The 25038-nt window shown below is 55.3% G+C and carries 17 protein-coding genes, 1 tRNA gene and 1 pseudogene; 16 read left to right on the top strand and 3 right to left on the bottom strand.

The window, feature by feature from the left end:
- Nucleotides 1–2 precede the first annotated feature (2 nt).
- Together ndhC and AC5S26_RS07230 are read right to left on the bottom strand one after the other, a co-directional pair.
- A complete protein-coding gene (ndhC, locus tag AC5S26_RS07225) occupies nt 3–377 on the bottom strand; it encodes an NADH-quinone oxidoreductase subunit A (protein ID WP_494184176.1) in 375 nt (124 codons plus the stop codon).
- Between the two features lie 293 nt (nt 378–670).
- Complete coding sequence (locus tag AC5S26_RS07230) at nt 671–1363, bottom strand: alpha/beta hydrolase (RefSeq protein ID WP_494184177.1); 693 nt, start codon at nt 1361–1363, stop codon at nt 671–673.
- 630 nt (nt 1364–1993) lie between these two features.
- Between AC5S26_RS07230 and AC5S26_RS07235 the strand changes: the two genes are divergently transcribed.
- The 16 genes and pseudogenes from AC5S26_RS07235 to glgX all read left to right on the top strand — a co-directional run bounded on the left by AC5S26_RS07235 (nt 1994) and on the right by glgX (nt 24692).
- Complete coding sequence (locus AC5S26_RS07235; RefSeq protein ID WP_494184178.1) at nt 1994–3565, top strand: efflux transporter outer membrane subunit; 1572 nt, start codon at nt 1994–1996, stop codon at nt 3563–3565.
- 28 nt (nt 3566–3593) lie between these two features.
- Entirely contained in the window at nt 3594–4805 is a 1212-nt protein-coding gene (locus tag AC5S26_RS07240) for an HlyD family secretion protein (RefSeq protein WP_494184179.1), read from the top strand.
- An 8-nt stretch (nt 4806–4813) separates the two neighbouring features.
- Nucleotides 4814–7600, top strand: coding sequence for a ribosome-associated ATPase/putative transporter RbbA (rbbA, locus tag AC5S26_RS07245; protein WP_494184180.1), 2787 nt, complete (start codon nt 4814–4816; stop codon nt 7598–7600).
- A 2-nt stretch (nt 7601–7602) separates the two neighbouring features.
- On the top strand, nt 7603–8727 hold the full coding sequence (locus tag AC5S26_RS07250) for an ABC transporter permease (RefSeq protein ID WP_494184181.1): 1125 nt from the start codon (nt 7603–7605) through the stop codon (nt 8725–8727).
- Between the two features lie 411 nt (nt 8728–9138).
- Nucleotides 9139–9951: a polyphosphate kinase 2 gene (gene ppk2 / locus AC5S26_RS07255; protein WP_494184182.1), complete on the top strand. Its 813-nt coding sequence runs from the start codon at nt 9139–9141 to the stop codon at nt 9949–9951.
- A gap of 17 nt (nt 9952–9968) precedes the next feature.
- On the top strand, nt 9969–12452 hold the full coding sequence (locus AC5S26_RS07260; protein WP_494184183.1) for a phosphoketolase family protein: 2484 nt from the start codon (nt 9969–9971) through the stop codon (nt 12450–12452).
- A 136-nt stretch (nt 12453–12588) separates the two neighbouring features.
- On the top strand, nt 12589–12813 hold the full coding sequence (locus AC5S26_RS07265; protein WP_494184184.1) for a hypothetical protein: 225 nt from the start codon (nt 12589–12591) through the stop codon (nt 12811–12813).
- 20 nt (nt 12814–12833) lie between these two features.
- Nucleotides 12834–12959 (top strand): annotated as a pseudogene (locus AC5S26_RS07270) (glycogen/starch/alpha-glucan phosphorylase); the annotation flags it as partial.
- A gap of 7 nt (nt 12960–12966) precedes the next feature.
- Nucleotides 12967–13974 (top strand): glycogen/starch/alpha-glucan phosphorylase, encoded by a 1008-nt coding sequence (locus tag AC5S26_RS07275; protein ID WP_494184185.1) that lies wholly within the window; start codon nt 12967–12969, stop codon nt 13972–13974.
- Between the two features lie 251 nt (nt 13975–14225).
- Nucleotides 14226–15863, top strand: coding sequence for an L-serine ammonia-lyase (locus AC5S26_RS07280; RefSeq protein WP_494184186.1), 1638 nt, complete (start codon nt 14226–14228; stop codon nt 15861–15863).
- Between the two features lie 79 nt (nt 15864–15942).
- Nucleotides 15943–17238: an MFS transporter gene (locus AC5S26_RS07285; protein WP_494184187.1), complete on the top strand. Its 1296-nt coding sequence runs from the start codon at nt 15943–15945 to the stop codon at nt 17236–17238.
- Entirely contained in the window at nt 17235–18164 is a 930-nt protein-coding gene (locus AC5S26_RS07290) for a phosphate acetyltransferase (RefSeq protein WP_494184188.1), read from the top strand. Before AC5S26_RS07285 ends, AC5S26_RS07290 begins: the two co-directional genes overlap by 4 nt.
- Before the next feature lie 7 nt (nt 18165–18171).
- Nucleotides 18172–19359: an acetate/propionate family kinase gene (locus AC5S26_RS07295; RefSeq protein ID WP_494184189.1), complete on the top strand. Its 1188-nt coding sequence runs from the start codon at nt 18172–18174 to the stop codon at nt 19357–19359.
- A gap of 33 nt (nt 19360–19392) precedes the next feature.
- The gene (pflB, locus tag AC5S26_RS07300; protein WP_494184190.1) at nt 19393–21648 is read left to right on the top strand and encodes a formate C-acetyltransferase; all 2256 of its coding nucleotides are present in this window, start codon (nt 19393–19395) and stop codon (nt 21646–21648) included.
- A 17-nt stretch (nt 21649–21665) separates the two neighbouring features.
- A complete protein-coding gene (pflA, locus tag AC5S26_RS07305; RefSeq protein ID WP_494184191.1) occupies nt 21666–22496 on the top strand; it encodes a pyruvate formate-lyase-activating protein in 831 nt (276 codons plus the stop codon).
- 75 nt (nt 22497–22571) lie between these two features.
- The gene (gene glgX / locus AC5S26_RS07310) at nt 22572–24692 is read left to right on the top strand and encodes a glycogen debranching protein GlgX (RefSeq protein ID WP_494184192.1); all 2121 of its coding nucleotides are present in this window, start codon (nt 22572–22574) and stop codon (nt 24690–24692) included.
- 136 nt (nt 24693–24828) lie between these two features.
- On the opposite strand, the gene AC5S26_RS07315 is transcribed toward glgX, so the two are convergent.
- Nucleotides 24829–24903: transfer RNA gene (locus AC5S26_RS07315), tRNA-Phe, on the bottom strand.
- Nucleotides 24904–25038: the final 135 nt, after the last annotated feature.

Consider the following 25038-nt stretch of genomic DNA (forward strand, 5'->3'; position numbering starts at 1 on the left):
TTTCAACTCACTGTCCGCCTGCTTCCTTGTCTCCAATCCAGCGCACCTACGCGCCATAGATAGACAAGGGTTGCAAGCAAGACCGTTATAAAGAGTGTGGCCTCGGCGTAGCCGGTCCATCCAGCTTCACGGACGGCGATCGCCCAGGCAAAGATGAAGACTGATTCGAGGTCGAAGATTACGAAGAACATTGCGACCAGATAAAATTTGGCCGACAACCGCACTCGCGCAGAACCCTGCGAGAGGATGCCTGATTCATAGGGGGTGCCCGTTGCCCGATTGTGGTGCCGCTCACCCAGTATGAAAGACAGGCCAAGCATAGCGACAACGAGCGTGCTAACGATGACGAGATAAACTGCCAGCGGCCAAAGGTCCATATGTCCTTCGCCTCGATGCAACCGTCAGCGTCGCATCGTCAACAGTATGAATTAGATCAATAAGATTCGCAACTATCCGCACCAGCAAGATTTCATCGAAGCGAAAAGCGCATTGCTGCGGGCGATGACTATCTGATCACTTGTAGCTGATCAGGCACAACTTACAGATGGAAAGACTAGGCGACAGCACCGATCCGACGCATCCGTTTTCTCGCGGGGCGATCCGATAGATGCGGTGTCTCCACATCCAGAGTGGCAAGGTGAAGTTCACGTTTGCATCAAAGGAGCCGTCGTCAACATTGCGTCGCGTTGGCAGCTTCGTCGATCAGTGCAGTCACCTCATCCGGCCGAGATGCCAGCGACGCGTGGCTCGCATCCAGCGTGATCACCTTCTTCGCGCCCAGCCTCTCGGACATCATCTTCTCCGTCTCCGGCGCAAGCATCCGGTCGCTACTCGAAATCTGATACCACGACGGCTTGTTTTTCCACGCCGCAGCTGTAATCTTGTCGCCAAACAGACTCACAAGCGGCGCTTTCTGGGTTACAGCCATCACAAGCGCTTCCTCCGCCGTCAGGTCCTGGCAAAAACTCTCATGAAACTTGTCCTGCTTGATCCACAGATACCCATAGCTATCTGGAAGCAGGTTCCCAACCCCCGGCGCAGCAAGGGCTTTCGAGATCGAAGACAAGGTCTCCCCTACCTCCGGAGCGAAAGCCGCAATATAGACCAGCCCAACAACGTTCGGTTGATTGCCCGCCTCAGTAATCACCGCTCCGCCATACGAGTGGCCCACCAGCAGCACTGGCCCTTTTCGCTGCGCAATCATCTTGCGTGTCCGTTCAGCATCGTCATCCAAAGAGGTCAACGGATTCTCGACCGCAAAAATCGACGTGTAACCTTTTTTGTTCAGTCGCGGAATCACTTTGCTCCAGTGTGCCGCCCCACCCCAAAATCCATGCACTAGTACGATAGTCGGCTTTGCCATTTCAAAACCTCCCTGCAAATCTTAAGTGCAATGCATTGTCAAGCAGGTGCAAGCTTATCCCATCTTCCGTGACGACAAGCGAAATATGGCCGAGATCCAATTGATCGACCAGCGTCGGCGTCACCGCAGTCGATGCAGTTTGAGAGTTCGACGACACCCTACACGCCGCCGGTATCAAGATGGTTTTGTTCAGATGAAGGATCCGGCTAAGGAAAACAATTAGGCGGTGGCTCCAAAATGAATGGTCGCGCCACCCTAGGGATTTCCCTAATTGCAGATACGCAGGGGCTGCGTTATTTTTTGGGGTGAATAGCGATGACCAAGCCAAGAAATATCTGTGCATTGGAGGAATCACGTTTTCCCGGACCATGAGGACATTCATGAAAAACAGGATGTTTGTTGCATGCATAGTTTTGCTTTCCGTCTGTGAGAAGAGCGTCCGGACTCCTAACAGTCGCGAAAAATCGACGCCACGACGAGGACTCTCGGAGATCTAAAGGGTTTCCATTCAGGCCGGCGCCACCACGATCTTTTTCATGACACATCGTGGGATGGCGCGATGTATTCCCAGGAATTCTCAGAGGGCTAGGTTGATGTACGCTCGTCAGCCAGACAGATGAGGACCGCGTCATGCCGATTGGCCGTAAATTTGAATCCGACACTACTCATCGATGCCTAAGTGCCAGTTCCGCCGTTATGCTCGTGGGCGCGGTGCTGACGCTGACGAGTTGCTCGGTTGGCCCGAACTACAAGAAACCGGTGCTAAAGGTAAATGACAATTGGACCGTGAAGAGCTCACAGATCTCTGCGCAGCCGGTCGCGGACAACGCATGGTGGAAAGCCTTCAACGATCCAACGCTCGAACAGCTGATCCAGCTCGCCTACAGCCAGAACCTGACGCTTCAGGTTGCTGGACTACGGATCATGGAAGCCCGTGCCGCGCTCGGTATAGCGGTCGGCAATCAGTTTCCGCAGAATGAGGTTTCTGCGGGCGTAAACCGGATAGGTCTCAGCAATAATACGGTCAACCGACCACCGGGTTTCACCCGAGATTACTGGAACCAGCAGCTCGGTTTCGATGCATCGTGGGAAGCGGACTTCTGGGGTAAGTACCGCAGAGCCGTCAAAGAGCAGAAGGCCACTTATGTGAGCTCCGTTGACGACTACCAGAACGCACTCGTCTCTTTGTGCGCCGAAGTCGCGCGGACTTACGTGGCGATTCGCACCTTTGAAGAGCTGATCGAGCAAGGTCGCCGGAATGTGCGCATCCAGGAAGAATCGCTACGCATCTCTGATTCGCGTTTCCGTAATGGGGCTACGTCAGAATTAGACGTTACGCAGGCACGGCAGCTGCTCGAGAGCACCCGGGCATCAATTCCTCAGCTCGAGATCAGTCTCGTTCAATCGCAAAACGCCCTCTCCACCTTGCTCGGTCAGCCCACAGGCTCGCTCCAGAACCTGTTGCAAGGCCCGCAAACGATCCCGGCAGCGCCAGCGCAAGTGGCAGTGAGTATTCCCGCAGATATGCTGCGGCGTCGCCCGGATATTCGGAGTGCTGAATTCGTCGCCATGGCACAATCGGAACGTATTGGTATCGCAAAGACGGGGCTCTATCCGCACTTCGTTCTCTCAGGTGCACTGGGCGTTCACTCGACTGATCCCACTGTGCCGCCCTTTAACTTTCTGGACCCCGCAAGCTTCTTCTATGCAGTGGGTCCGCGCGTCTATTGGCAACCCTTCGATTTCGGCCGCATCAGGAATCAAGTGCGCGTCGAGGATGCGCGGTTCCAGCAAGCCCTCACGACGTATCAGGACAAAGTGCTAAGGGCGTCGCAAGAGGTAGAGGACGGTATTACAGGGTTCATCAAAACACTCGAGGCGACCTCTTCCCAGCAAATCGCCGTGACAGCCGCACGTCGGTCGGTCGAACTGTCCTCCCTCCAGTATAGGGAAGGCGCGGTGGATTATCAGCGAGTGCTCGATTCCGAACGAACGCTGTTGCAGGAGGAGAACAATCTGGTCAATCTGCGCTCGAACGCCGCGACGAACGTGATCAGTTTATACAAGGCGCTTGGTGGCGGCTGGGAGATGAGCATCGGTCAGCCATTCGTGCCCAACACTATCAGGGGCGAGATGGAGAATCGCACGAATTGGGGCAATTTGTTCTCGAAGCAGATGACGTCGGAGCCCGCCAAAAAGTAATCGGCACCACCCGTGAGGTAGGAACATCATGGCCAGCAAAATTTCCAAGAAGTGGATCATCATCTCAGTCGTCATCGTGGCCGTTGGCATCCTGGCCTACAAATATTGGATGTCAAAGCGGTCCGGTTTGCCGGCGGGTATCGTGTCCGGGAACGGTCGTATCGAAGCCAAGCTCTCTGATGCCTCGGCGAAGGAGCCCCTCAGGGTCCAAAAAATCCTGGTGAACGAGGGCGACCTGGTGAGACCAGGCCAAGTGTTAGTGCAACTAGACACATCAACGCTCGACGAGGAACTGGCAAAGAACAATGCCGCCGTCGCATCCGCCAAGGAGGAATTTGCCGCCGCTAATTCTGGCATCGCCGAAGCCAACGCAGATATTGCTCAGGCCAACGCGAACGTTGCTGGGGCCAACGCGGACGTCGCCTCGGCCAACGCCGCCGTCGAGCAGCAGAAGGGTGAGGTTCTACTCGCGCAGACTGAAGCGGACCGCCAGACAAGAATGCTAGCGGAGAATGCAACCTCGAAGGCCTTGTTTGACGTCCGCCAGACCGCAGTGCTGACGACAAAGGCGACGCTCAAGGACGTAGAAGCGCGGACGGAGGCAGCGCAGGCACGGGTGGGTGCCGCACAAGCCAAGACGGGAGCCGCACAAGCGCGGCAGACCACCGCGCGGGCGCGAGCGGACGCTGCACAGCAAGAGATCCGAGTCGCTTTGGCCCAGGTAGAAGTGACCAAAAGCCGTATTAAGGATGCGACCCTGGTATCGCCTGTAACCGGGCGTGTGCTCTATCGTTTGGTCGAACCAGGCGAAGTTCTTGGTCCCGGCGGCAAGGCATTGACTCTCGTGGACCTGAGCGACGTTTATATGGAGATCTTCCTGCCATCCGATCAGGCTGCCCGATTGAAAACCGGCGAGCCCGCACGCATTACCGTCGATTACGAACCAAACGCTGCCGCTGCGGCGTATGTAAGCTTCGTGTCACCCGAGGCACAATTTACGCCCAAGCAGGTCGAGACGAAGAGCGAGCGCGAGAAGCTGATGTTTCGCGTCAAGCTTCAGATCCCTCCCGAGGTTGTCACGCACTACATCGAACGTATTAAGACGGGCGTGCGCGGGGTCGGCTATGTGAAGGTGAATTCCGACGCCCGGTGGCCGGACTGGTTAGAGAAGGGCCTCATCAACCCAACGACGAAGACCTCTGCGTTGGAGCCACTTCATACTTCGGTTAGGCCCAATTAAGGTGTCCTATGGCAACAGAGGTTGCAAACCCGCCGCCCTCGCAAGTCAAGCCGGTCGCTTCGATTCGAGATGTCACGCACCACTACGGCAAGGTGCTCGCGCTCGATCGAATTTCCGTTGATATCCCAACGGGGATCATGGTCGGCGTCATCGGTCCGGACGGCGCCGGCAAGTCGACCCTTTTAGGGTTGATGGCGGGATCGAAGAAGATGCAGGTGGGAGAGATCGACGTGCTCGGTGGCGACATGAGGCAGGCGCGACACCGCCGCGCCGTGTGCCCGAAGATCGCTTACATGCCGCAGGGTCTCGGCAAGAATCTGTATCTGGAACTGAGTGTCCGCGACAACGTAGACTTCATGGCGCAGCTTTTTGGCTTATCTCCGATTGAGCGCCCCCGCCGTGTCAAAGAACTTCTCGATGCCACCGGGCTAGGTCCGTTTCCCGAACGTCCAGCAGGAAAGCTCTCGGGAGGCATGAAGCAGAAGGTAGGACTCTGTGGAGCCCTGGTCCATGAGCCGGATCTCCTCATCCTCGATGAGCCGACCACAGGCGTAGATCCGCTCTCACGGCGCCAGTTCTGGGCGCTCATCAACGATATTCGCAAGAGTCAGCCAACCATGAGCGTCGTCATCGCGACGGCTTATATGGACGAGGCACAGCAATGGGATTGGATCGTCGCGATGGACGAGGGAAAGGTCCTCGCTACAGGAACGCCGGCTGAGCTCATGAAGCGAACGGGTTCCAACGATCTTGAGCGCTGCTTCGTCGGTCTACTCCCTGAAGAAAAGCGCAAGGGCCATGTGGAGCTTGTGATTCCGCCACTCGCCGTAAGCGAAGAACCCGAAATCGCCATCGAGGCGTACGGCCTGACCAAGCGCTTTGGCAGCTTCACAGCCGTCGATCACGTAAGCCTGCAGATCGAGCGCGGAGAGATTTTTGGTTTTCTCGGCTCCAACGGCTGCGGCAAATCGACGACGATGAAGATGCTCGTCGGGCTCTTGCCTCCCACCGAAGGTACAGCGAAGATCTTTGGTAAATCGGTTGAAGCCGGCAGTATGGAGGTTCGTCGCAACATCGGGTACATGACTCAGGCCTTCTCTCTTTGGGGCGAGCTCACGGTGCGGGAGAACCTCGTATTAGACGCGCGCCTCTTTCACATTCCGCCTGACAAAGCCACCGCGCGCATCGATGAGCTGGTCGAACGATTCGGCTTGGGGCCACATCTCGATGCGCTGGCCGATTCGCTGCCTATGGGTTTGCGGCAACGGCTCTCGCTGGCGGTCGCGGTGCTTCACGATCCTATGTTGCTGATCCTCGACGAACCCACCTCGGGGGTCGATCCGGTTGCTCGCGACAGTTTCTGGGAGCTGCTGGTCGACCTTTCTCGTAATCAAGGCGTGACGATTTTCGTTACGACCCACTTTATGAACGAAGGAATGCGCTGCGATCGCATCTCGCTGATGAATGCCGGCAAGGTGCTCGCGTGCGATGCACCGCAGAAGTTGATCGACGCACGCGCCGCCACAAGTCTAGAGGAGGCGTTCATCGGCTACATGGAAGACGCGATCGCGCAGGAGTCGAAAGGTTCGACGCAGGCTAAGGTTACGACCGGTGTATCTGCGGCCCCAGTGTCCACCCTCGCGATGGCACACGAAAAGGCGGCGCTTCCCCTGCCGCTACGTCGGATGTTGGCCTATGCTCGTAACGAGGCGATTCAGATCATGCGTGATCCCATTCGGCTGACATTTGCCTTTCTGGGATCGGCCCTCATGATGCTGGCCTGCGGCTTCGGCATTACGAGCGATGTCGAGCACATTAAAATAGCCGCATTGGATCGCGATCAATCGCAGGACAGTCGGATATACCTCGAGCAGTTCAGATCGATCCCCCGATATTTCAGGTGGGAACGTCCAACATTCTCCGACAAGGATGCGTTGAATCGCATGCAGGCGGACGAAGTCGCAGCCGTGGTCGAGATTCCCCCGAACTTCAGCCGCGACCTGCGTCGCGGCAATACTCCCGACGTCTTCGTTCAGATCGATGGAGCGAACCCCTTCCGCGCCGAGACAATCAGGGGGTACATGGAGGGGGTCCAGAACACACTGCTTGCAGACCCGGACAATCGGCTCTATCAAGAACCAACCAAGTACACTGCGAAGTTCCAGGACCGTTACATCTACAACCCCACGTTCGAGAGCATCTACTCGATCGTCCCTAGTGTGCCGGCGATACTCCTCATCCTGATTCCAGCAGTCCTGATGACGGTCAGCATCGTGCGCGAGAAGGAGCTGGGTTCGATCATCAATTTCTATGTCACTCCAACAGGACGGCTCGAATATCTGCTCGGTAAGCAACTGCCGTATCTTGTCATCTCCATGATCAACTTCTTCATTCTTGTGACGCTTGCCTTGATCGTGTTCGGTGTCCCGATAAAGGGCAGCTTTCTGCTTCTGACGCTTTGCACACTGATCTATGTCATTGTCACAACAGGAATTGGAATGGCGACTTCGACATTCACAAGCACTCAAGTCGCGGCCGTGTTTGTCACAGCTATTCTCACGATTCAGCCATCGATCCAGTTCTCAGGGATGTTGCAGCCGATATCGACACTGGAGGGGAGTGCGCGCGTTGTGGGCTCCATCTGGCCCACAACGTACTACATGCACTCAAGCCTGGGCGCCTACACGAAAGGGCTAGGAGCCGATCTCATGTGGAACGACATGCTCATTCTCCTCTGCTGGATCCCCGTGCTCCTGTTCGTAAGCATGCTCGGGCTGAAGAAGCAGGAGAAGTAGGGATGGACTCTCTCAAGAACATCTTCTGGCTTGCGATCAAAGAACTCCGTAGCGTCCTGAGCGATAAGGTACTGGTGCTGTTCGTGCTCTACGCCTTCACGTGGACGATCTACCAACAGGCGAGCGGTACGTCGAACGAGGTCAACAATGCCTCTATCGCTTTTGCGGATGAGGACCAATCCGCGCTGTCGGAGGAGCTGATCAATGCGTTCTATCCCCCTCGCTTTCAGTATCCGGTGAGGATTCGAACCAACGAAATCGAGCGATCCATGGACGAGGGTCGCTTTATGTTCGTCGTCGTAATTCCGCCCCGGTTCGAACGAGATATGCTTGCCGGACGTCAGCCGGACCTCCAGGTGAACATCGACGCGACCGCCATGCAGCAGGCAGGCATCGGCGCGGGCTACATCCACAACATCATCACTCAGCGCCTCTCGACCTATCTCAAGCGAACGGATCTCGACACAGGCGGGTCTGTGAACCTGGTTGAGCGCAAGATGTTCAACCCGAATGGAGTCTCGGCATGGTTCTCAAGCATCATGGCCATCATCAACCAACTTTCCCTGCTCACGATCGTGCTCACGGGAGCAGCGGTGATCCGCGAGCGCGAACACGGTACGCTTGAGCACCTCCTGGTGATGCCGCTCACTCCCTTCGAGATCGCGATGGCGAAGGTCGTGGCGAACGGTCTCGTGATTCTCATCGCCACGATGCTTTCGCTGTTCCTTGTTGTCCGAATGATCCTTGATGTGCCGGTCCAGGGATCCGTGGTCCTTTGGTTCGTCGGTGTACTGCTGTATTTGTTCTTTGCGACAGCACTCGGCGTGTTTCTCGGGACCATCTCACGATCGATGGCGCAGTTCGCGCTGCTGATCGTCCTTGTGGTTATGGTGTTGCAGCTCCTTTCGGGCGGATCGACCCCCGTCGAGAGTCAGCCTGGCTGGCTGCAGGCGATCACGTATTTCCTTCCATCACGGCACTTCGTCAGTTTCTCGCAGATCATCATCTACCGCGGTGGCGGACTGGCCGCCGTGTGGCGCAATTTCACAATGGTCGCTGTGATCGGGCTGGCGTTCTTCTCCTACAGCGTTATGCTTTTTCGCAAGTCAATCGCAGTGACGAAATAGACCTGGGGAATTTAACGCCGACGCCCTCTCAAAACCGTACGTGACACTCTCTGGACTTACGGCTCCCATCAATTTGAGAACGTCATCTCGCTCAAGCAAGATGATGTCCCGACCCATGTCATCAGTTCCAACTAGGGATTTCCCCAGTTGCGGATCCGCAGAGGCAGGCATAATTTTTGGGTTGAAAACGGAGACGGGTGGGCCAGAGCTGTTCGGAATGGGTCGAATACTCCACGTTGTGTGAGAACCTCACGATCACTTGACCCTTCAGAGCGGACGGTCAAATGATATCGAATCATCCCTCCCAGAGTGGGACGAGCTGTGGCCGAACCTGCTTGCGGCGCTTGCATCTTCACCTGCGCTATTCGCGTTCAACGCCTGGAGATTTCGCAAACAGTAGAGGAGATTTTTATGGCTACGAAGAAACGGACCGGCACTCGGACTTCGAAGCTGACCGGAAAAGAATACGAGAAAGAATTGCGCCGTCTCCAGGCTCAACTCTGCGTGCTCCAGGAGTCGGTGAAACACCGCGGGCAGCGCGTTGTCATCATCTTTGAAGGACGCGACGGCGCAGGTAAAGGAGGCACGATACGTGCCATTACAGAGCGAGTAAGCCCGCGTGTCTTCCGTGTTGTAGCCCTTCCGGCCCCTTCAGATCGCGAGAAGACTCAACTTTATATGCAGCGCTATATCACGCATTTTCCGGCAGCCGGCGAAATTGTGATCTTTGACCGCAGTTGGTACAACCGTGCCGGTGTGGAATATGTAATGGATTTTTGCTCCAAGGAGCAGCACAGCAGATTTCTCGAAGTATGCCCACTTGTTGAAAAGTATTTTGTAGAAACCGGACTGATATTAATCAAGTTTTGGTTAGAAGTGAGCAACGAGGAACAGGAGCGACGGTTTGAGGCTCGCATAGAGGATCCGCTGCGTCAATGGAAGCTCAGCCCGATGGATTTACCTTCTCGTGAACGCTGGTATGACTACTCGCGTGCGCGTGACCAGATGCTGAAAGCTACCGATACCCGGGCTGCCCCTTGGTATATTGCTCGATCCGACGACAAGAAACGGGTACGCCTCAACTGCATCGCACACCTCCTGAGCCTTATCCCGTATAAGAGGTTCCCGCGCGAGAAGATCAAACTGCCTAAGCGCTCTATGAAGCAAGCTTACGATGATCAGGCGACACTCCGGGGAAGAAGATTCGTCCCCGAAAAATTTTGAAAGGAGACATGTATCTTATGACGCCCGTCGCAGAAGCGAAACCTGTAAAGAAAGCCGTCAAGAGCGAAACCACGAGCAAGACTCTGAGCGCATACGGACAAGCCAGAGCCACAGTGTCAGGAAAGCCGCTCAGCGCCGACGAATTGCGCAAGATACATGCTTATTGGAACGCTTGTAACTACCTGACGCTCGGTATGATCTATCTCCAGGATAACCCCCTTCTCAGGGAACCCCTAAAGGCAGAGCAAATCAAGAATAGACTTCTGGGCCATTGGGGCTCGAGTCCGGGATTGGCGTTCATCTATCTTCACCTCAACCGGCTCATCAAAAAGCGCGACTTAGACATGATTTTTCTTGCCGGACCCGGGCACGGCGCACCAGGAGTTCTCGGACCGGTCTATCTGGAAGGCTCCTATTCGGAGATCTATACCGACAAGAGCGAAGACGAACAAGGCATGCGTGCCTTCTTTAAGCAATTCTCGTTTCCGGGGGGCATCGGTAGTCATTGCACGCCTGAGACTCCCGGTTCTATTCACGAAGGCGGCGAACTCGGATACGTTCTTTCGCATGCTTGCGGCGCGGCGTTTGACAATCCAGATCTGATTGTCGCCGCTGTTGTGGGAGACGGTGAAGCAGAAACCGGAGCACTCGCGACATCGTGGCACATTAACAAATTTCTGAACCCCATCAGGGATGGAGCTGTGTTGCCGGTGCTGCATCTTAACGGCTACAAGATCAACAATCCAACTTTGCTTGCACGAATCAGTCACCAGGAACTGGAAGAATTTTTCCGCGGCTGCGGGTGGATACCGTACTTTGTGGAAGGGTCGGAACCGGAAAGCATGCACCAGGCGATGGCGGCCACAGTGGAGCATTGCATTTCGGAGATTCGCAAGCATCAGCAGATGGCCCGAAAGACGGGAAAGGCTGAACGTTTCCGGTGGCCGATGATTGTTTTACGCACTCCCAAAGGATGGACCGCTCCTGGGGAAGTTAACGGCCACAAGCTAGAAGGTTTCTGGCGTTCTCATCAAGTGCCGATGGCAGACGTCAAGAGTAACCCAAAGCGGTTGCATGAACTCGAGACATGGATGCGCAGCTACAAACCAGAGAAGCTTTTTGATAAAAGCGGAACTCTGATCCCAGAGCTTAAGGAACTTGCACCGACAGGAGTTCGGCGCATGGGATCTAACCCTCACACGAACGGAGGGTATATCAAAAAAGCTCTGCGTCTCCCAGACTTCCGTGATTACGCCCTAAAGTTTGATACCCCCGGAACCATCGAAGCAGAAAATACTCGCCCGTTGGGCGCGTTCCTCAGAGATGTAATGAAGCTCAACATGAAAAACTTCCGGGTCTTCGGGCCAGATGAGAATTCATCGAATAGGTTGCAGGACATCTACGAGGTAAGCAAGAAATTCTGGATTGAAGACTACTTCACCGAAGACGCAGACGGCGGCGAGCTCAGTCCTGACGGTCGCGTCTTAGAAATGCTGAGTGAGCACACTGTGGAGGGAATGCTCGAGGGCTATCTGCTTACAGGACGACATGGTTTCATTTCATCCTATGAAGCCTTTATCCATGTCATCGATTCCATGTTCAACCAGCACGCAAAGTGGATTACCATCGCCAACCATCTCCCATGGCGCGACAAGATCGCATCTCTGAACATCCTGGTCACCTCCACCGTGTGGCGGCAAGACCATAATGGCTTCACTCATCAAGATCCCGGCTTCTTAGATGTGGTTCTGAACAAGAGCTCCGCGGTGACGCGAATTTACCTGCCTCCTGACGTCAACTGTCTCTTGTCGGTCGCCGACCATTGCTTGAGAAGTGAGAACTACGTCAACGTCATAGTCTGCGACAAGCAAAAGCACCTTCAATTCCTCAACATGGATCAGGCGATCACGCATTGCACAAAGGGAATAGGCAGATGGGAACCGGCGTGCAATGACCAAGGCGTCGTCCCAGACGTGGTAATGGCCTCAGCGGGCGACATCCCCACGCAGGAAACTCTGGCAGCGATCATGATGTTGCGTGAAGCGTTTCCTGACCTCAAGATCCGATACATCAATGTGGTTGATCTTTTGAAGTTGCAACCCAGAACGGAACATCCTCACGGACTATCGGATATAGATTTCGATTTGCTCTTCACCATGGATAAGCCAATCATTTTTAATTTTCACGGGTATCCCTGGCTCGTTCATCGCCTGACTTACAGTCGTACCAATCATCAAAACCTGCACGTCCACGGCTATCGGGAAAAAGGCAACATCAATACTCCTCTTGAGCTGGCGATCGAGAATGAGATCGACCGCTATACCTTGGCCATGGACGCGATCAAGTACGTTCCCAGGTTGCAACAAATCGGAGGCGCGGCGTCTGATAGATTCCGCAACGAGCAGATTGCTTGCCGAGACTACGCGTTTCAGCACGGTATTGACAGACCCGATATTACCGGTTGGAGGTGGCCGCACGAAAAAGGGCGTAAAACCGCCTAGTTGGAGCGATTGGATAAGGAGCGAATCGGCGCTTTGGAGGGACAGATTCCGATGGATGCAAGATCTATTGTTCCCATCAAGACGACAGCTGCGTCGCAAGATGCGTCGAGACTCTTCAAGCAAAAGGTAGACTCCCATGAGTACAAAAAGTGTTACCGCGATGGGGGAAAATGCACCCATAAGCCCGACGGAACTTCTCAAACAATACGGTTGTGGCCCTATTAAGTTTGTGGGAGCGGACGGACTCTACGAGCGGCATCTGGTCTTTGACAACGTAAGAGATCTTGATGCGGTCCGCGTCCGTGAGCAATACGAAGCCTTTGCTCGCTCCGTACGAGACGTTCTCTCTCCGCAATCGTAGGATCGCATAGCACCAATGGGGTGGCTGGAATTCACTCTGAGTTGTTAAGAACAACGACGGTAAAAGAACTGGCTGAGCTTTTTCCTGCGCGTTTCAATAACAAGACCAACGGCGTCACGCCGCGGCGCTGTCTGCTGCTCGCGAATCCCGTCCTTGCCCAGACGATTACCGAGGCAATCAGCGACGCCTGGATCCGGGATCTCGATCAACTTAAAAAAACTTCAACCGCTCGCGGACGACGAAGCATTCCGTCATGCTGTCCGCAACGCAAAGCGTAAGGCCAAGTGTCAATTTCCCAACTGGCTCAAGACCACGTTGGGCCAGGTAGTGGCCCCGGATGCCATCTTCGATTCGCAGGTCAAGCGAATTCACGAATACAAGCGGCAACTGCTCAATGCGCTGCGTGTAGTAGTGCTTTACAACCGGCTGCGGGAGAATCCAAGCCTTGAGATGACTCCGCGCATATTCTTCTTTGCGGGGAAGGCGGCGCCCGCCTACCAATTAGCCAAACTGATCGTTAAGTTCATCAACAACCTTGCCGGCACGATCGACGGGGATCCAGCAGTGCGCGGGCGTCTTAAGGTGATGTTTCTACCTGAGTATTGCGTTTCCCTCGCAGAGCGCCTGATTCCAGCCAGTGATGTGTCCAATCAAATCTCCACTGCGGGCTACGAGGCCAGTGGTACCAGCAACATGAAGTTCACGATGAATGGCGCACTAACGATCGGTACGCGTGACGGCGCAACCATCGAGATGGCCGAAGCAGCAGGCGAGGGAAACTTTTTCCTGTTTGGCTTGACCGCCGACCAAGTCGCCGGCGGGCGGAGATCGTATAGCCCGCACTGGCACTACGAAAACGAGCCGGAAACTCGAGCGTCCCTGGACCTGATCTTCTCGGACCACTTCAGCCGCAACGAACCAGGGATTTTCGGGCCACTCCGCGACATACTCCTAACGCATGGAGACTTCTACATGCATCTGGCAGACTTGAAAGCCTATCTCGAGACCGACCGGCGGTTAGTCGAGCTGTATGATCGGCCGGAGGAATGGGCGCGCAAAGCAATCTTAAATATTGCCGCTTCGGGCAAGTTTTCAAGTGACCGCACGATACGGGAATATGCGACGGACATTTGGGGGGCGAAACCATGTCCCGTGCCGTGAAATTCGCGTCGCTAAGTCGCAGAGCGCCTGTGTCGCGGACTGATGCGACAGTATTTACTTCTTCCATCTTGGTGCCGCCAGCTCTGCATTTGATCTGATCTGGCTATTTGTGGATTGCACCATCGATCCTGCGACCTAGGGTTTTCCCCAATTGTCGGAAATCAATCGATTCTGTCAGGCTGATCAGACAAATACAGCGGTGCGCGCACGCGGAGAGATGTCTTCGTTGCTTCGAAAGGAAGGTATCCGACATGTCAAACAAGTCAGACAATCGACTCTCAGAAGCCAACGGGAAAGACCCACTCAGTTCTTCTCTGGAGAGCCTGATCACGCGGGAGGTACCGTCGGGTGTGGATCGCCGAGCCTTTATGATGCGAAGCGCAATGGTCGGCGCCATGGGGATCATCACAGGGCGCAAAGCGTCAGCACAGATACCAGTGAGTCAAGAACCGAAGGGTGTTTCGGGAGGGCCGCCTGACCCACCGCTTTCTCCTAGCTTATATGTCGTGAAGGAGCAAAAAGGACCTGTGCTGACTGTCCTCGATGAGTTCTACAAGGTGGGGCCTGGCCCATCGAGCTCCCACACGATCGGTCCCATGAGGATCACGTACGACTTCTATCAACGTTGTACGAAACTCCCACCGGCTGAACTCGATAACGCGACAGCGCTCAAAGTTCATTTGTACGGCAGCCTGAGTGCTACTGGGAAGGGACACGGAACTGAGCGTGCATCGCTCGCAGGGCTAATTGGAAAAGAACCCGCAACGGTTGATCCCTTGTTTCTCGACAGTATGCGCGACAAACCTGACCAGACGTTTCCAGTGAAGCTCGGTTCAAAATCAGTGGACGTCTCGCTCAAGGACATTATCTTCGACTCGACGAAAGGTGACTTTCCACACCCAAACACAATGAGGGTGATGCTCATGAGCGGAGACAAGGTTCTTCTCGAGCAGGAGTATTACTCGGTGGGTGGTGGGTTCATCGAATGGAAAGGATATACCCCTCCTACCAAGAACCCGCCGAAGTACCCGTTCGCAACGATGAAGGAATTGCGGCAACACGCCGAACAAAACAATCTAACGATTCCGCAAGTGATTCTGGCAAATGAGATGTCGATTCCGGGCAGAAGTGAAGAGGAAGTTTACACCTTCATCGACAAGATCACGGGCGCAATGGTGGCAATCGTGAAATCAGGGCTCAGCATATCGGACGACGTCTTACCCGGGCCCATCAAGCTTCACTCCAAAGCCTCCACCGTTTACAAACGTGCTCAGGATGACTCGTTCCAGTCGGACCGCGGAATTGGCGCTCTGGCGGCGTATGCTCTCGCAGGATCGGAGGAAAACGGGCGCGGACACCTGGTAGTCACCGCCCCGACAGGTGGTTCAGCCGGTGTTCTTCCCGCCATTGTTTATGGACTAGGTGAAGGTGGACGCAAACTTTCCCAAGACAAGATTCGCCAGGGGATGCTCGCAGCGGCCGGTATCGGGTACCTCTGCAAGCACAACGCCACGCTATCTGCTGCCGAGGGCGGCTGCCAGGCCGAGATTGGCGTGGCATCGGCGATGGCCGCAGCGTTGATCGCGGCGGCATACGATTCCTCTCCCCGCGTCTTAGAAAACGCGGCTGAGTCGGCACTGGAGCATCATCTGGGAATGACCTGTGATCCTGTCGCAGGATTTGTGCAGGTCCCATGCATCGAGAGATGCGCATTCGGTGCTGTCAAGGCCTGGACAGCGTGGGCCATTGCCAGTAATGAAATCGAATCCAGACACAGAATTGGCTTGGACCAGACCATAACGGCCATGGCTCAAACCGCCAAAGACATGAACAGTAAGTACAAGGAAACCAGTGAAGCCGGACTTGCGCTCTCCGTAACCCTCTGCTGATTGAGCCAGACTATAGAACTCAACGTTACGCCAACGCCATGCGGGACACGAACAGCAAGGTCAAACTTAGAGGACCTACATGTCGGAGCGAACTGCACATTCGGGGAGCGGTCTCGAGACCGATAAGAGTCTTAAGATGGCTGCCGTCGCGTGGATGCTGACGGCGATCTATTACTTCTATCAATACGTGCTCCGTTCGGCACCATCCGTTATGATGCCACAGTTGTCGGAAGCCTTCGGCCTCAGTTCGCTCGGTGTTGCTTCCATGGTAGGGCTGTTTTACTACGGGTATTCACCCTTCAGTCTCGTCGCAGGTGCGGCCATGGACCGTCTCGGACCGAAAAAAGTGCTCCCGATTGCTGCTGCAGCGGTTGGTATTGGCGCCCTGCTATTCGGTTTGGGAAGCAGAGAGGCTGCGAGCGTTGGAAGACTGCTTCAAGGTGCGGGAGGTGTCTTTGCGCTGGTGGGCGCAGTTTATATCGCGACTGAGAACTTTCCGGCATCCCGAGCGGCGACATTGATTGGTGCGACTCAAATGTTCGGCATGGCTGGCGGATCGGCTGGACAGTTCGCGGTTGGCCCGTTGATCAGTAGAGGCTTTAGCTGGAAGGTCTTGTGGATCGGAATGGGTATCGTTGGTCTGGCGATTGGCGCCGTTCTCTTTGTTCTTCTGCCAAAGGACGAGCGAACCAAAAGATCTGACAACTGGTTGAAGAGCACGGCCACAGCTTTCAGCGCCGTATTCAAAAACCCGCAATCGATTTTGTGTGGTTTAATCGCGGGGTTTCTGTTCATCCCCACCACAATCTTCGACATGATTTGGGGCGTCCGCTACCTACAAGAAGCCCACGGCTTCGACTATGGCTCTGCAGTGATGCGTTCTGCAACCGTCCCACTGGGATGGATAATTGGCTGTCCCCTTCTTGGTTTTATTTCGGACCGTATAGGGCGACGGAAGCCGGTGATCATCGCAGGCGCGTTAGTACTTCTGGTCTGCCTGGTATGGATCCTCTTCGGTCCGACCGATGTCTTTCCCCCATACTCAATCGGCCTGGTTGCCGGACTCGCTTCGGGCGCCGCGATGTTGCCATACACCGTGATTAAGGAAGCGAATCCTCCACAGTTCGGCGGTACGGCGACAGGAGTAATCAATTTTCTGAATTTCACCTTTAGCGCTTTGCTCGGGCCGGTCTTTGGATGGCTCCTTCAGCACATCTCCGCCGGCGCGGAGCGACCGGAACTCGCGCATTACCAGGCGGCTTTTCTGCCGCTCTTGTTCGGCGTCGGTGCTGCGATCCTGCTCTCTTTTCTGCTAAAGGAAACCGGACCTGCGACCAAATATTGGCCGTCGAAGGGATGGGTAGGTGCCGAATGAGTCAAGAGACCGGGTCGGGAAAATACGAGCAGTTGCTTCTCCGGTGCAAGAATTTAGCTCCGGTGCCAACTGCTGTGGCGCATCCATGTGAGGCCTCGGCATTAGCCGGCGCAGTCGAGGCGGCGGCAAAAGGCTTGATTGTGCCGATTCTGGTTGGGCCCGTCGCGAAAATAACTGACATTGCGAAGGCGTCGGGAATAGATCTCAGTAAGTTTCAAATCGTAGACACTCCGCACAGTAATGCCTCCGCATCAAAGGCCGTAGAGATCATTCGCAACGGCAATGCGCAAATTCTCATGAAGGGCAGCCTGCATACTGACGAGCTGATGTCGGCGATTGTAGCCCGCGAAACCGGCTTGCGCACGGGCCGTCGTATCAGCCACGCGTTCATCATGGATGTTCCCACTTATCACAAGGTGCTGATCGTCACGGACGGCGCAATCAACATCGCTCCTGCATTGGAAGATAAGGTGGACATTTGCCAGAACGCCATCGATTTGGCTATCGCACTGGGGCGCGAAAAACCTAAAGTTGCGATACTCGCCGCGGTCGAAACCGTAACGTCGAAGATGCCAGCCACCGTTGATGCAGCCGCACTTTGCAAGATGGCTGAGCGAAGACAGATCACCGGCGGAATTCTGGATGGACCTCTGGCGTTTGACAACGCGATCAGCAAGCAGGCTGCGGAGACGAAGGGAATCCACTCCGATGTGGCTGGCGATCCAGACATTCTTTTAGCACCCGATCTCGAGGCCGGCAACATACTCGCAAAGCAACTCAGCTTCCTCGCCAGGGCAGACAGCGCAGGCATGGTCCTTGGCGCAAGAGTGCCTGTGATTCTCACGAGCCGGGCCGACAGTGTGCGGTCCCGAATTGCCAGTTGCGCAGTCGCCATGATGGTGGCTCACGCGCGAATGGCGCGGTGAGGGTACTGTGGCAAACGATTTCGCTCTCGTTCTTAACGCAGGCTCATCGAGCCTGAAGTTCTGTGTGTACCGGCTTGCTGATCCTGCAAGATGGAGCTTGGAGGTGCGGGGCCAGATTGAAGGCTTCGGAGTAGCACCACGGTTTCGCGCAAAAGGCGCCCACAACGACGAGCTCGTGGATGACTATTTGACTGAGCCAGTCTCCGACGGGCGGTCTGCGCTGAATGTGCTTACCGTCTGGCTTCGGGCCAGGTATGGTGGAGGGCGTGTGCTAGGCGTTGGCCACCGTGTTGTTCATGGTGGGGCGCGCTTCTCCGGTCCGACGATTGTGACCCCGGAGATTCTGGCCGAGCTTCATGAGCTGATTCCTCTAGCCCCTTTGCACCAGCCGTACAATCTGGCCGCTATCGAAACGGCCTTCGAACGCCTACCCGGTGTCCCGCAGGTTGCCTGCTTCGACACGAGCTTTCACCGTTCGCACCCGCGAGTTGCGGACCTCGTTCCACTGCCGAAGGAGCTGTGCGAGTCAGGCCTGCGGCAGTATGGGTTTCACGGTTTGTCCTACGAATACATCGCCTCCGTTCTGCCCGACGTGGCGCCGGAGATCGCACGTGGTCACGTCATCATTGCCCATCTCGGAAGCGGTGCCAGTCTTTGCGCGCTAAGTGAGGGGAAGAGCATCGACAACACACTCGGCTTCACCGCGCTGGGTGGACTTTGCATGGGGACGAGGCCGGGCGCGCTCGATCCTGGTGTCGTGCTGTATCTCTTTCAGGTACTGGGTTTGTCCGCAAAAGAGGTGGAGTCGATCCTCTACAAGAAATCTGGCCTGCTTGGTATTTCGGCTATCAGCAGCGACATGCGCGAACTACTTGGCAGTAGCGAACCAGGCGCCCTCCTCGCAGTGGATTACTTCGTCTACCGCGCTGCCAAAGAGATCGGAGCCCTGACCGCGGTGCTGGGCGGCATTGACGGCGTTGTGTTCACTGCCGGCATCGGAGAGAACTCTGCCGAAATCAGGCGCCGCATCTGCGAGGCAAGTTCATGGTTAGGCCTCGCGATCGACGAAAAGGCAAATACCTCAGGTGGTCCGCGAATCTCCACTCGGCAAAGCAAGGTCTCAGTATGGGTGATCCCAACGAACGAAGAACTCATGATCGCGCGGCATACGGGGACGTTACTTGGATTGAGATAAAGCGTCCTCGCTACGGATACAAGGAGAACCGAAATGGCTACTACCGTATCGCACGAAATCGCAGCAACAACAGCTCCATGGCAGGGATTCAAGGAGGGTTTCTGGCAGAGGGAAATCAATGTTCGTGATTTCATTCAGCAGAACTACGAGCCCTACGAGGGAGATCAGTCCTTCCTAGCACCCACAACAGAGCGGACCAAGAAGCTTTGGAATCGATTGAACCAGCTCTTTGTGGAGGAACGCAAAAAAGGCGTGCTGGACATCTCTCAAATTCCTAGTTCGATCACAGCCCATGGGCCCGGCTACATCGATCGAGAGAACGAAGTCATCGTCGGCTTGCAAACCGAGGCGCCCCTGAAACGGGCTATTATGCCGAACGGGGGCTTCCGCATGGTCCTGAGTGCCCTCAAAGCCTACGGGTACACGCCGGATCCAAACGTCGCCGAGATCTTCTCGAAGTACCGGAAGACGCACAACGAAGGGGTCTTTGATGCTTACACCGCGGACGTAAGACGGTGTCGCAAATCTCACATCCTCACCGGTCTCCCTGATGCATACGGTCGGGGCCGAATTATCGGCGACTACCGCCGAGTGGCGTTGTATGGCGTGGAACGGCTCATCGAGGAAAAAACAGAGGAGAAGCGCCGTCTCGATTCGGCAATGTCGACCGACGACATCATCCGCGACCGCGAGGAGCTTAGTGAACAGATTCGTTCTCTGAGCGAGCTGAAACAGATGGCGTTAAGCTATGGGTTTGATATCTCCGGTCCGGCCAAAAACGCGCATGAGGCCGTACAGTGGCTTTATTTCGGCTACCTCGCTGCTGTCAAAGAGCAAAACGGAGCTGCCATGTCTTTGGGGCGGACATCCACTTTCCTGGACATCTATTTTCAACGGGATTTAGCAACTGGTCAGATTAGTGAGTCGCAAGTCCAGGAGATTGTCGACGACTTCGTTATCAAGCTGCGCATTGTTCGATTCCTTCGAACGCCGGAATACGATGATCTTTTCGCAGGCGATCCGACGTGGGTCACCGAATCGATCGCCGGCATGGGAGACGACGGCCGACCCCTCGTAACCAAGACCAGCTTCCGGTTTCTTCAGACCCTTTACAACCTCGGTCCCGCACCGGAACCCAATCTGACCATCTGGTATTCCCCGCGACTGCCCGAAGAGTTTCGCAGTTTCGCAACGAAGGTGGCCATAGACACAAGCTCCATTCAATTCGAAAGCGACGAAATCATGCGCCGCTCGCTGGGGGATGACGGAGCCGTCGCTTGTTGCGTGTCACCGATGCTTCTGGGAAAGCAAATGCAGTTCTTCGGCGCGCGAGCGAATCTGGCCAAGTGCCTCCTGTATGCCATCAACGGTGGCAGGGACGAAATTACAGGGGAGCAGGTGGGGCCGACTACCGTTGCCGTTGCGTACGAGTACCTTGACTTCGACGACGTAGTAGACAGGTTCGAGAAGATGATGGGATGGCTGGCCGGCGTCTATGTCAACGCCATGAACATCATTCACTACATGCACGACAAGTACGCTTATGAGCGTCTTGAAATGGCACTTCATGATTATGCTCCCTTGCGGACCATGGCCTTCGGCATGGCCGGTATGTCTGTCGTTGCCGATAGCCTCTCTGCAATCCGATATGCAAAAGTCCGCGTCATTCGGGATAAAACCGGGCTTGTGACCGACTATCAAATTGAGGGCGATTTTCCTCAGTTCGGCAATAACGATAATCGAGTCGATGAAATCGCTTCCTGGCTTGTCAGCACCTTCATGAGCAAGCTGCGGAAATATCCCACCTATCGGAATGCCGTTCACACCCAATCGATCCTGACCATCACCTCGAATGTCGTGTACGGCAAGAGCACCGGGAACACCCCTGATGGAAGGCGTCAAGGCGAGCCGTTCGCGCCGGGAGCTAATCCGATGCATGGGCGCGACACGCATGGTATTCACGCCTCGGCTGCTTCGGTTGCCAAAATTCCGTTCCGTGATGCCGCCGATGGCATCTCTCTCACTTCCACGTTGGTCCCGGGGGGACTCGGAAGAGTTGCAGAGGACCGGGTTACAAATTTGCGAGGTATGCTCGACGCCTTCTTCGGCGTTACGGGTTACCACATGAACGTGAATGTGTTGAATCGCGACACCCTTATGGATGCTATGGATCATCCGGAGAAGTACCCGAACCTGACGATCCGCGTCTCAGGATATGCCGTGAACTTCGTTCGCCTCACTCGTGAACAGCAGATGGATGTAATCAACCGTACCTTCCACGGCGCGTAGGAGTCATCGTGAGTGAAATGAAACAACTTGTTCCGTTAGAGGCGAAGAGCCCCTTTGATCTGCGGGTTAACCTGGGCGAAGGCATGCCTGAGTCGGACGTGCGGACGGCACTGGCTACAGGTGATATAGGTTTCCTTCATTCATTCACCACAGGTTCGACCGTCGATGGGCCAGGGGTACGCCTTGTGGGATGGACGACGGGTTGCCAGTTTCGTTGCCTCTATTGCCATAATCCCGACACTTGGACTCTTAGCAACGGCATTCCCGTGACATTGGCCCACGCCACAGAGGAGCTACGAAAATATCGTCATGGCCTGAAAATAATGTCGGGCGGATTTACCTTGAGCGGTGGTGAACCTCTCCTGCAAGACCGTTTTGCCATCAAGCTTCTTACCGCCGCGAAATCGATGGGGATTCATACGGCGCTAGACACCAACGGTGCGCTCGGTAGCCGTCTCACCAATGCAGAGTTGGAGCAAATTGACCTGGTGTTGTTGGATATTAAAGGGTGGGATCCAGAGCGCCATCGTCGCCTTACCGGAATGGATATCGGTCCAGTTCTGGATTTCGCGCGCAGGTTGGCATACTGCAGAAAGCCGATCTGGCTACGCTTCGTACTGGTCCCCGGACTGACAGACCGGGATGAGGATATCTCTCAAATTGCGGCGTTTTCTGCGGGCCTGAGGAACGTGGAGCGAGTTGACGTCCTGCCCTTTCATCAGATGGGCCGATTCAAATGGAAGGAACTGAAATACAACTACACTCTCGACGACGTTCAGCCTCCAAGCGTCGAAATGGTGGAAAGAGCCCGCATGCAATTTCACGCTGAGGGACTCAAAGCCTTCTGATCAGGCGGCTTCGATCTACAGAACGTGAAGGCAAATGAGGAGGGAGCTGTTGCTGAACAGAGGAGCACCATGCCTATGGCCACGATTTCGTCGCCTCGCACCTCGCATTTCAGTCACGAAACTCGAGCAATTGGGAGAGCCGCTCCCCTCGGCGCAACAGTCTCTGATAAGGGTGTGAACTTCAGCATCTTTTCCCGCGGGGCCACGGCGATTGAACTGCTGCTTTTCGACCGAGAGGACGATGCGAAGCCTGCCCGTTCCATCTCCATCGATCCCGCCATCAATCGCACCTATCATTACTGGCATGTATTTGTGCCAGGCGTAGGTGCAGGACAGATCTACGCATATCGAATCCAGGGACCACTTGATCCGGCGAATGGTCTGCGCTTTGATCCAGCCAAGATCCTTCTTGATCCATACGGTCGCGGAGTAATCATTCCCAGGAACTACGACCGGAACGCCGCGTGCAAACAAGGGGACAATACAGCAACTGCGATGAAGAGCGTTGTAGTCGATCCGGGAACCTACGACTGGCAGGGTGACAAACCACTCAGTCGACCCTCGACACAGACAATTGTCTACGAGTTGCAAGTGCGGGGCTTCACACGCCATCCCAGCTCAGGCGTCTCCGAAGAGACTCGCGGAACCTATCGTGGGCTCATGGATAAGATCCCGTATCTTCAGGAACTCGGGATTACCGCCGTGGAACTTCTTCCGGTCTTCCAATTCGACGCCCAGGATTGCCCACCCGGACTCGTTAATTACTGGGGTTACGCTCCGATCTGTTTCTTCGCCCCGCACTGTGCCTACAGCTCGCGTCAGGATCCTCTCGGACCGATCGATGAGTTCCGTGACATGGTCAAGGCTTTCCATCGAGCAGGGATCGAAGTCATCCTCGACGTTGTCTTCAATCACACAGCGGAGGGTGATCACAATGGGCCTACACTCTGTTTTCGTGGAATCGATAACAGTGCCTACTACGTGCTTGAAAACGACCGCTCGCGCTACGCTAACTTTAGTGGCACCGGGAACACGCTCAATGCTAATAATCCCACCGTCCGGCGCATGATTGTTGACAGCCTCCGCTACTGGGTCGAAGAGATGCACGTGGATGGGTTCCGCTTCGATCTGGCGTCCATCCTCGCGCGCGATTCGAGCGGTGCTCTCATGTCCGATCCTCCTGTTCTGTGGGACATAGAGTCGGATCCGGTACTTGCCGGAGCGAAGATGATCGCTGAAGCCTGGGATGCGGCTGGACTCTATCAAGTTGGTAGCTTTATCGGAGATGCCTGGAAAGAATGGAATGGACGCTTTCGTGATGAGACCCGGAGCTTCCTGCGTGGCGAAGAGGGCTCCGTGTGGCGCTTTGCTGATCGGTTCCTGGGTAGCCATGAGATTTACGAACACAAAAAACGCGAAGCCGAACAAAGTGTCAATTTCGTAACATGTCATGACGGCTTTACACTCAACGACCTCGTGTCTTTTAACGGGAAACATAATGAAGCCAACCGTGAAGACAACCGCGATGGCGGGGACGATAACCGGAGTTGGAACTGCGGCTTCGAGGGGCCGAACGATGATCCCGCGATTGAGAGGCTGCGAAACAGGCAGGTAAAGAACTTCCTGACGATCACTCTGCTCTCGCTAGGTATGCCCATGATTGGGATGGGGGATGAAGTCCGGCGGACACAACAAGGAAACAACAACGCCTATTGCCAGGACAGCGAGATTTCCTGGTTTGATTGGACGCAGCTTGAAAAGCACGCAGATGTACGTCGGTTCGTACAATTGCTCATCGCGAGACGACTGTTGCGAGATGTTGCGCCAGAGCAGCAGAGGATGACCTTGGCGCAGCGAATCGCGGGGGCGAGCAAAGGCTGGCATGGGGTGAAACTCAACGAACCGGACTGGAGCAGTTATTCACACAGCATCGCGTTCGGTGCTCATCTTACAAGCGAAAATCTCCTCATCTACTTCATATTCAATGCCTACTGGGAGCCTCTTGAATTTGAATTGCCTTCCCCCCGCAATTGCGATGCAAGACTGTGGCACCGATGGATCGACACCTCTTTGGATTCTCCCCAGGACATTGTCGACTGGCAGAAAGCTCCTGCAGTTCCAGCCTTCACCTATCGGACTGGACCGCGATCTGTAGTCGTTCTTTGGGGAAGAGGCGATGACAGCACCGTTGACTAACGGCCACGCGGAATTGGGCAAGATTGTGGATGGCCCAAATCTTGAACGGCTGGTGTCGCTCATTCTTCGACGAACGCAAGATAGCCTACCGAATAGGGAGGGGGTCGTCTCGGCCTTGCAAGTTATTGATTCTAAGTGGTGGCCAGAGACGGGATCGAACCGCCGACGCCGGCCTTTTCAGGGCCGCGCTCTACCACTGAGCTATCTGGCCTTGGCAATCAAGCAAAACGCCTCATCGGGGATCGCCAAGAACGCCCGGGCGTACGTCTGTCGCATCAGCCTTTTCAAGGGAGCTTCGTTGCCGGCGCAGCCAGCAACTCAAACGCAGATCAAGTATAGCAACCCC

The organism is Edaphobacter sp. FHG110511_03 (assembly GCF_059115365.1).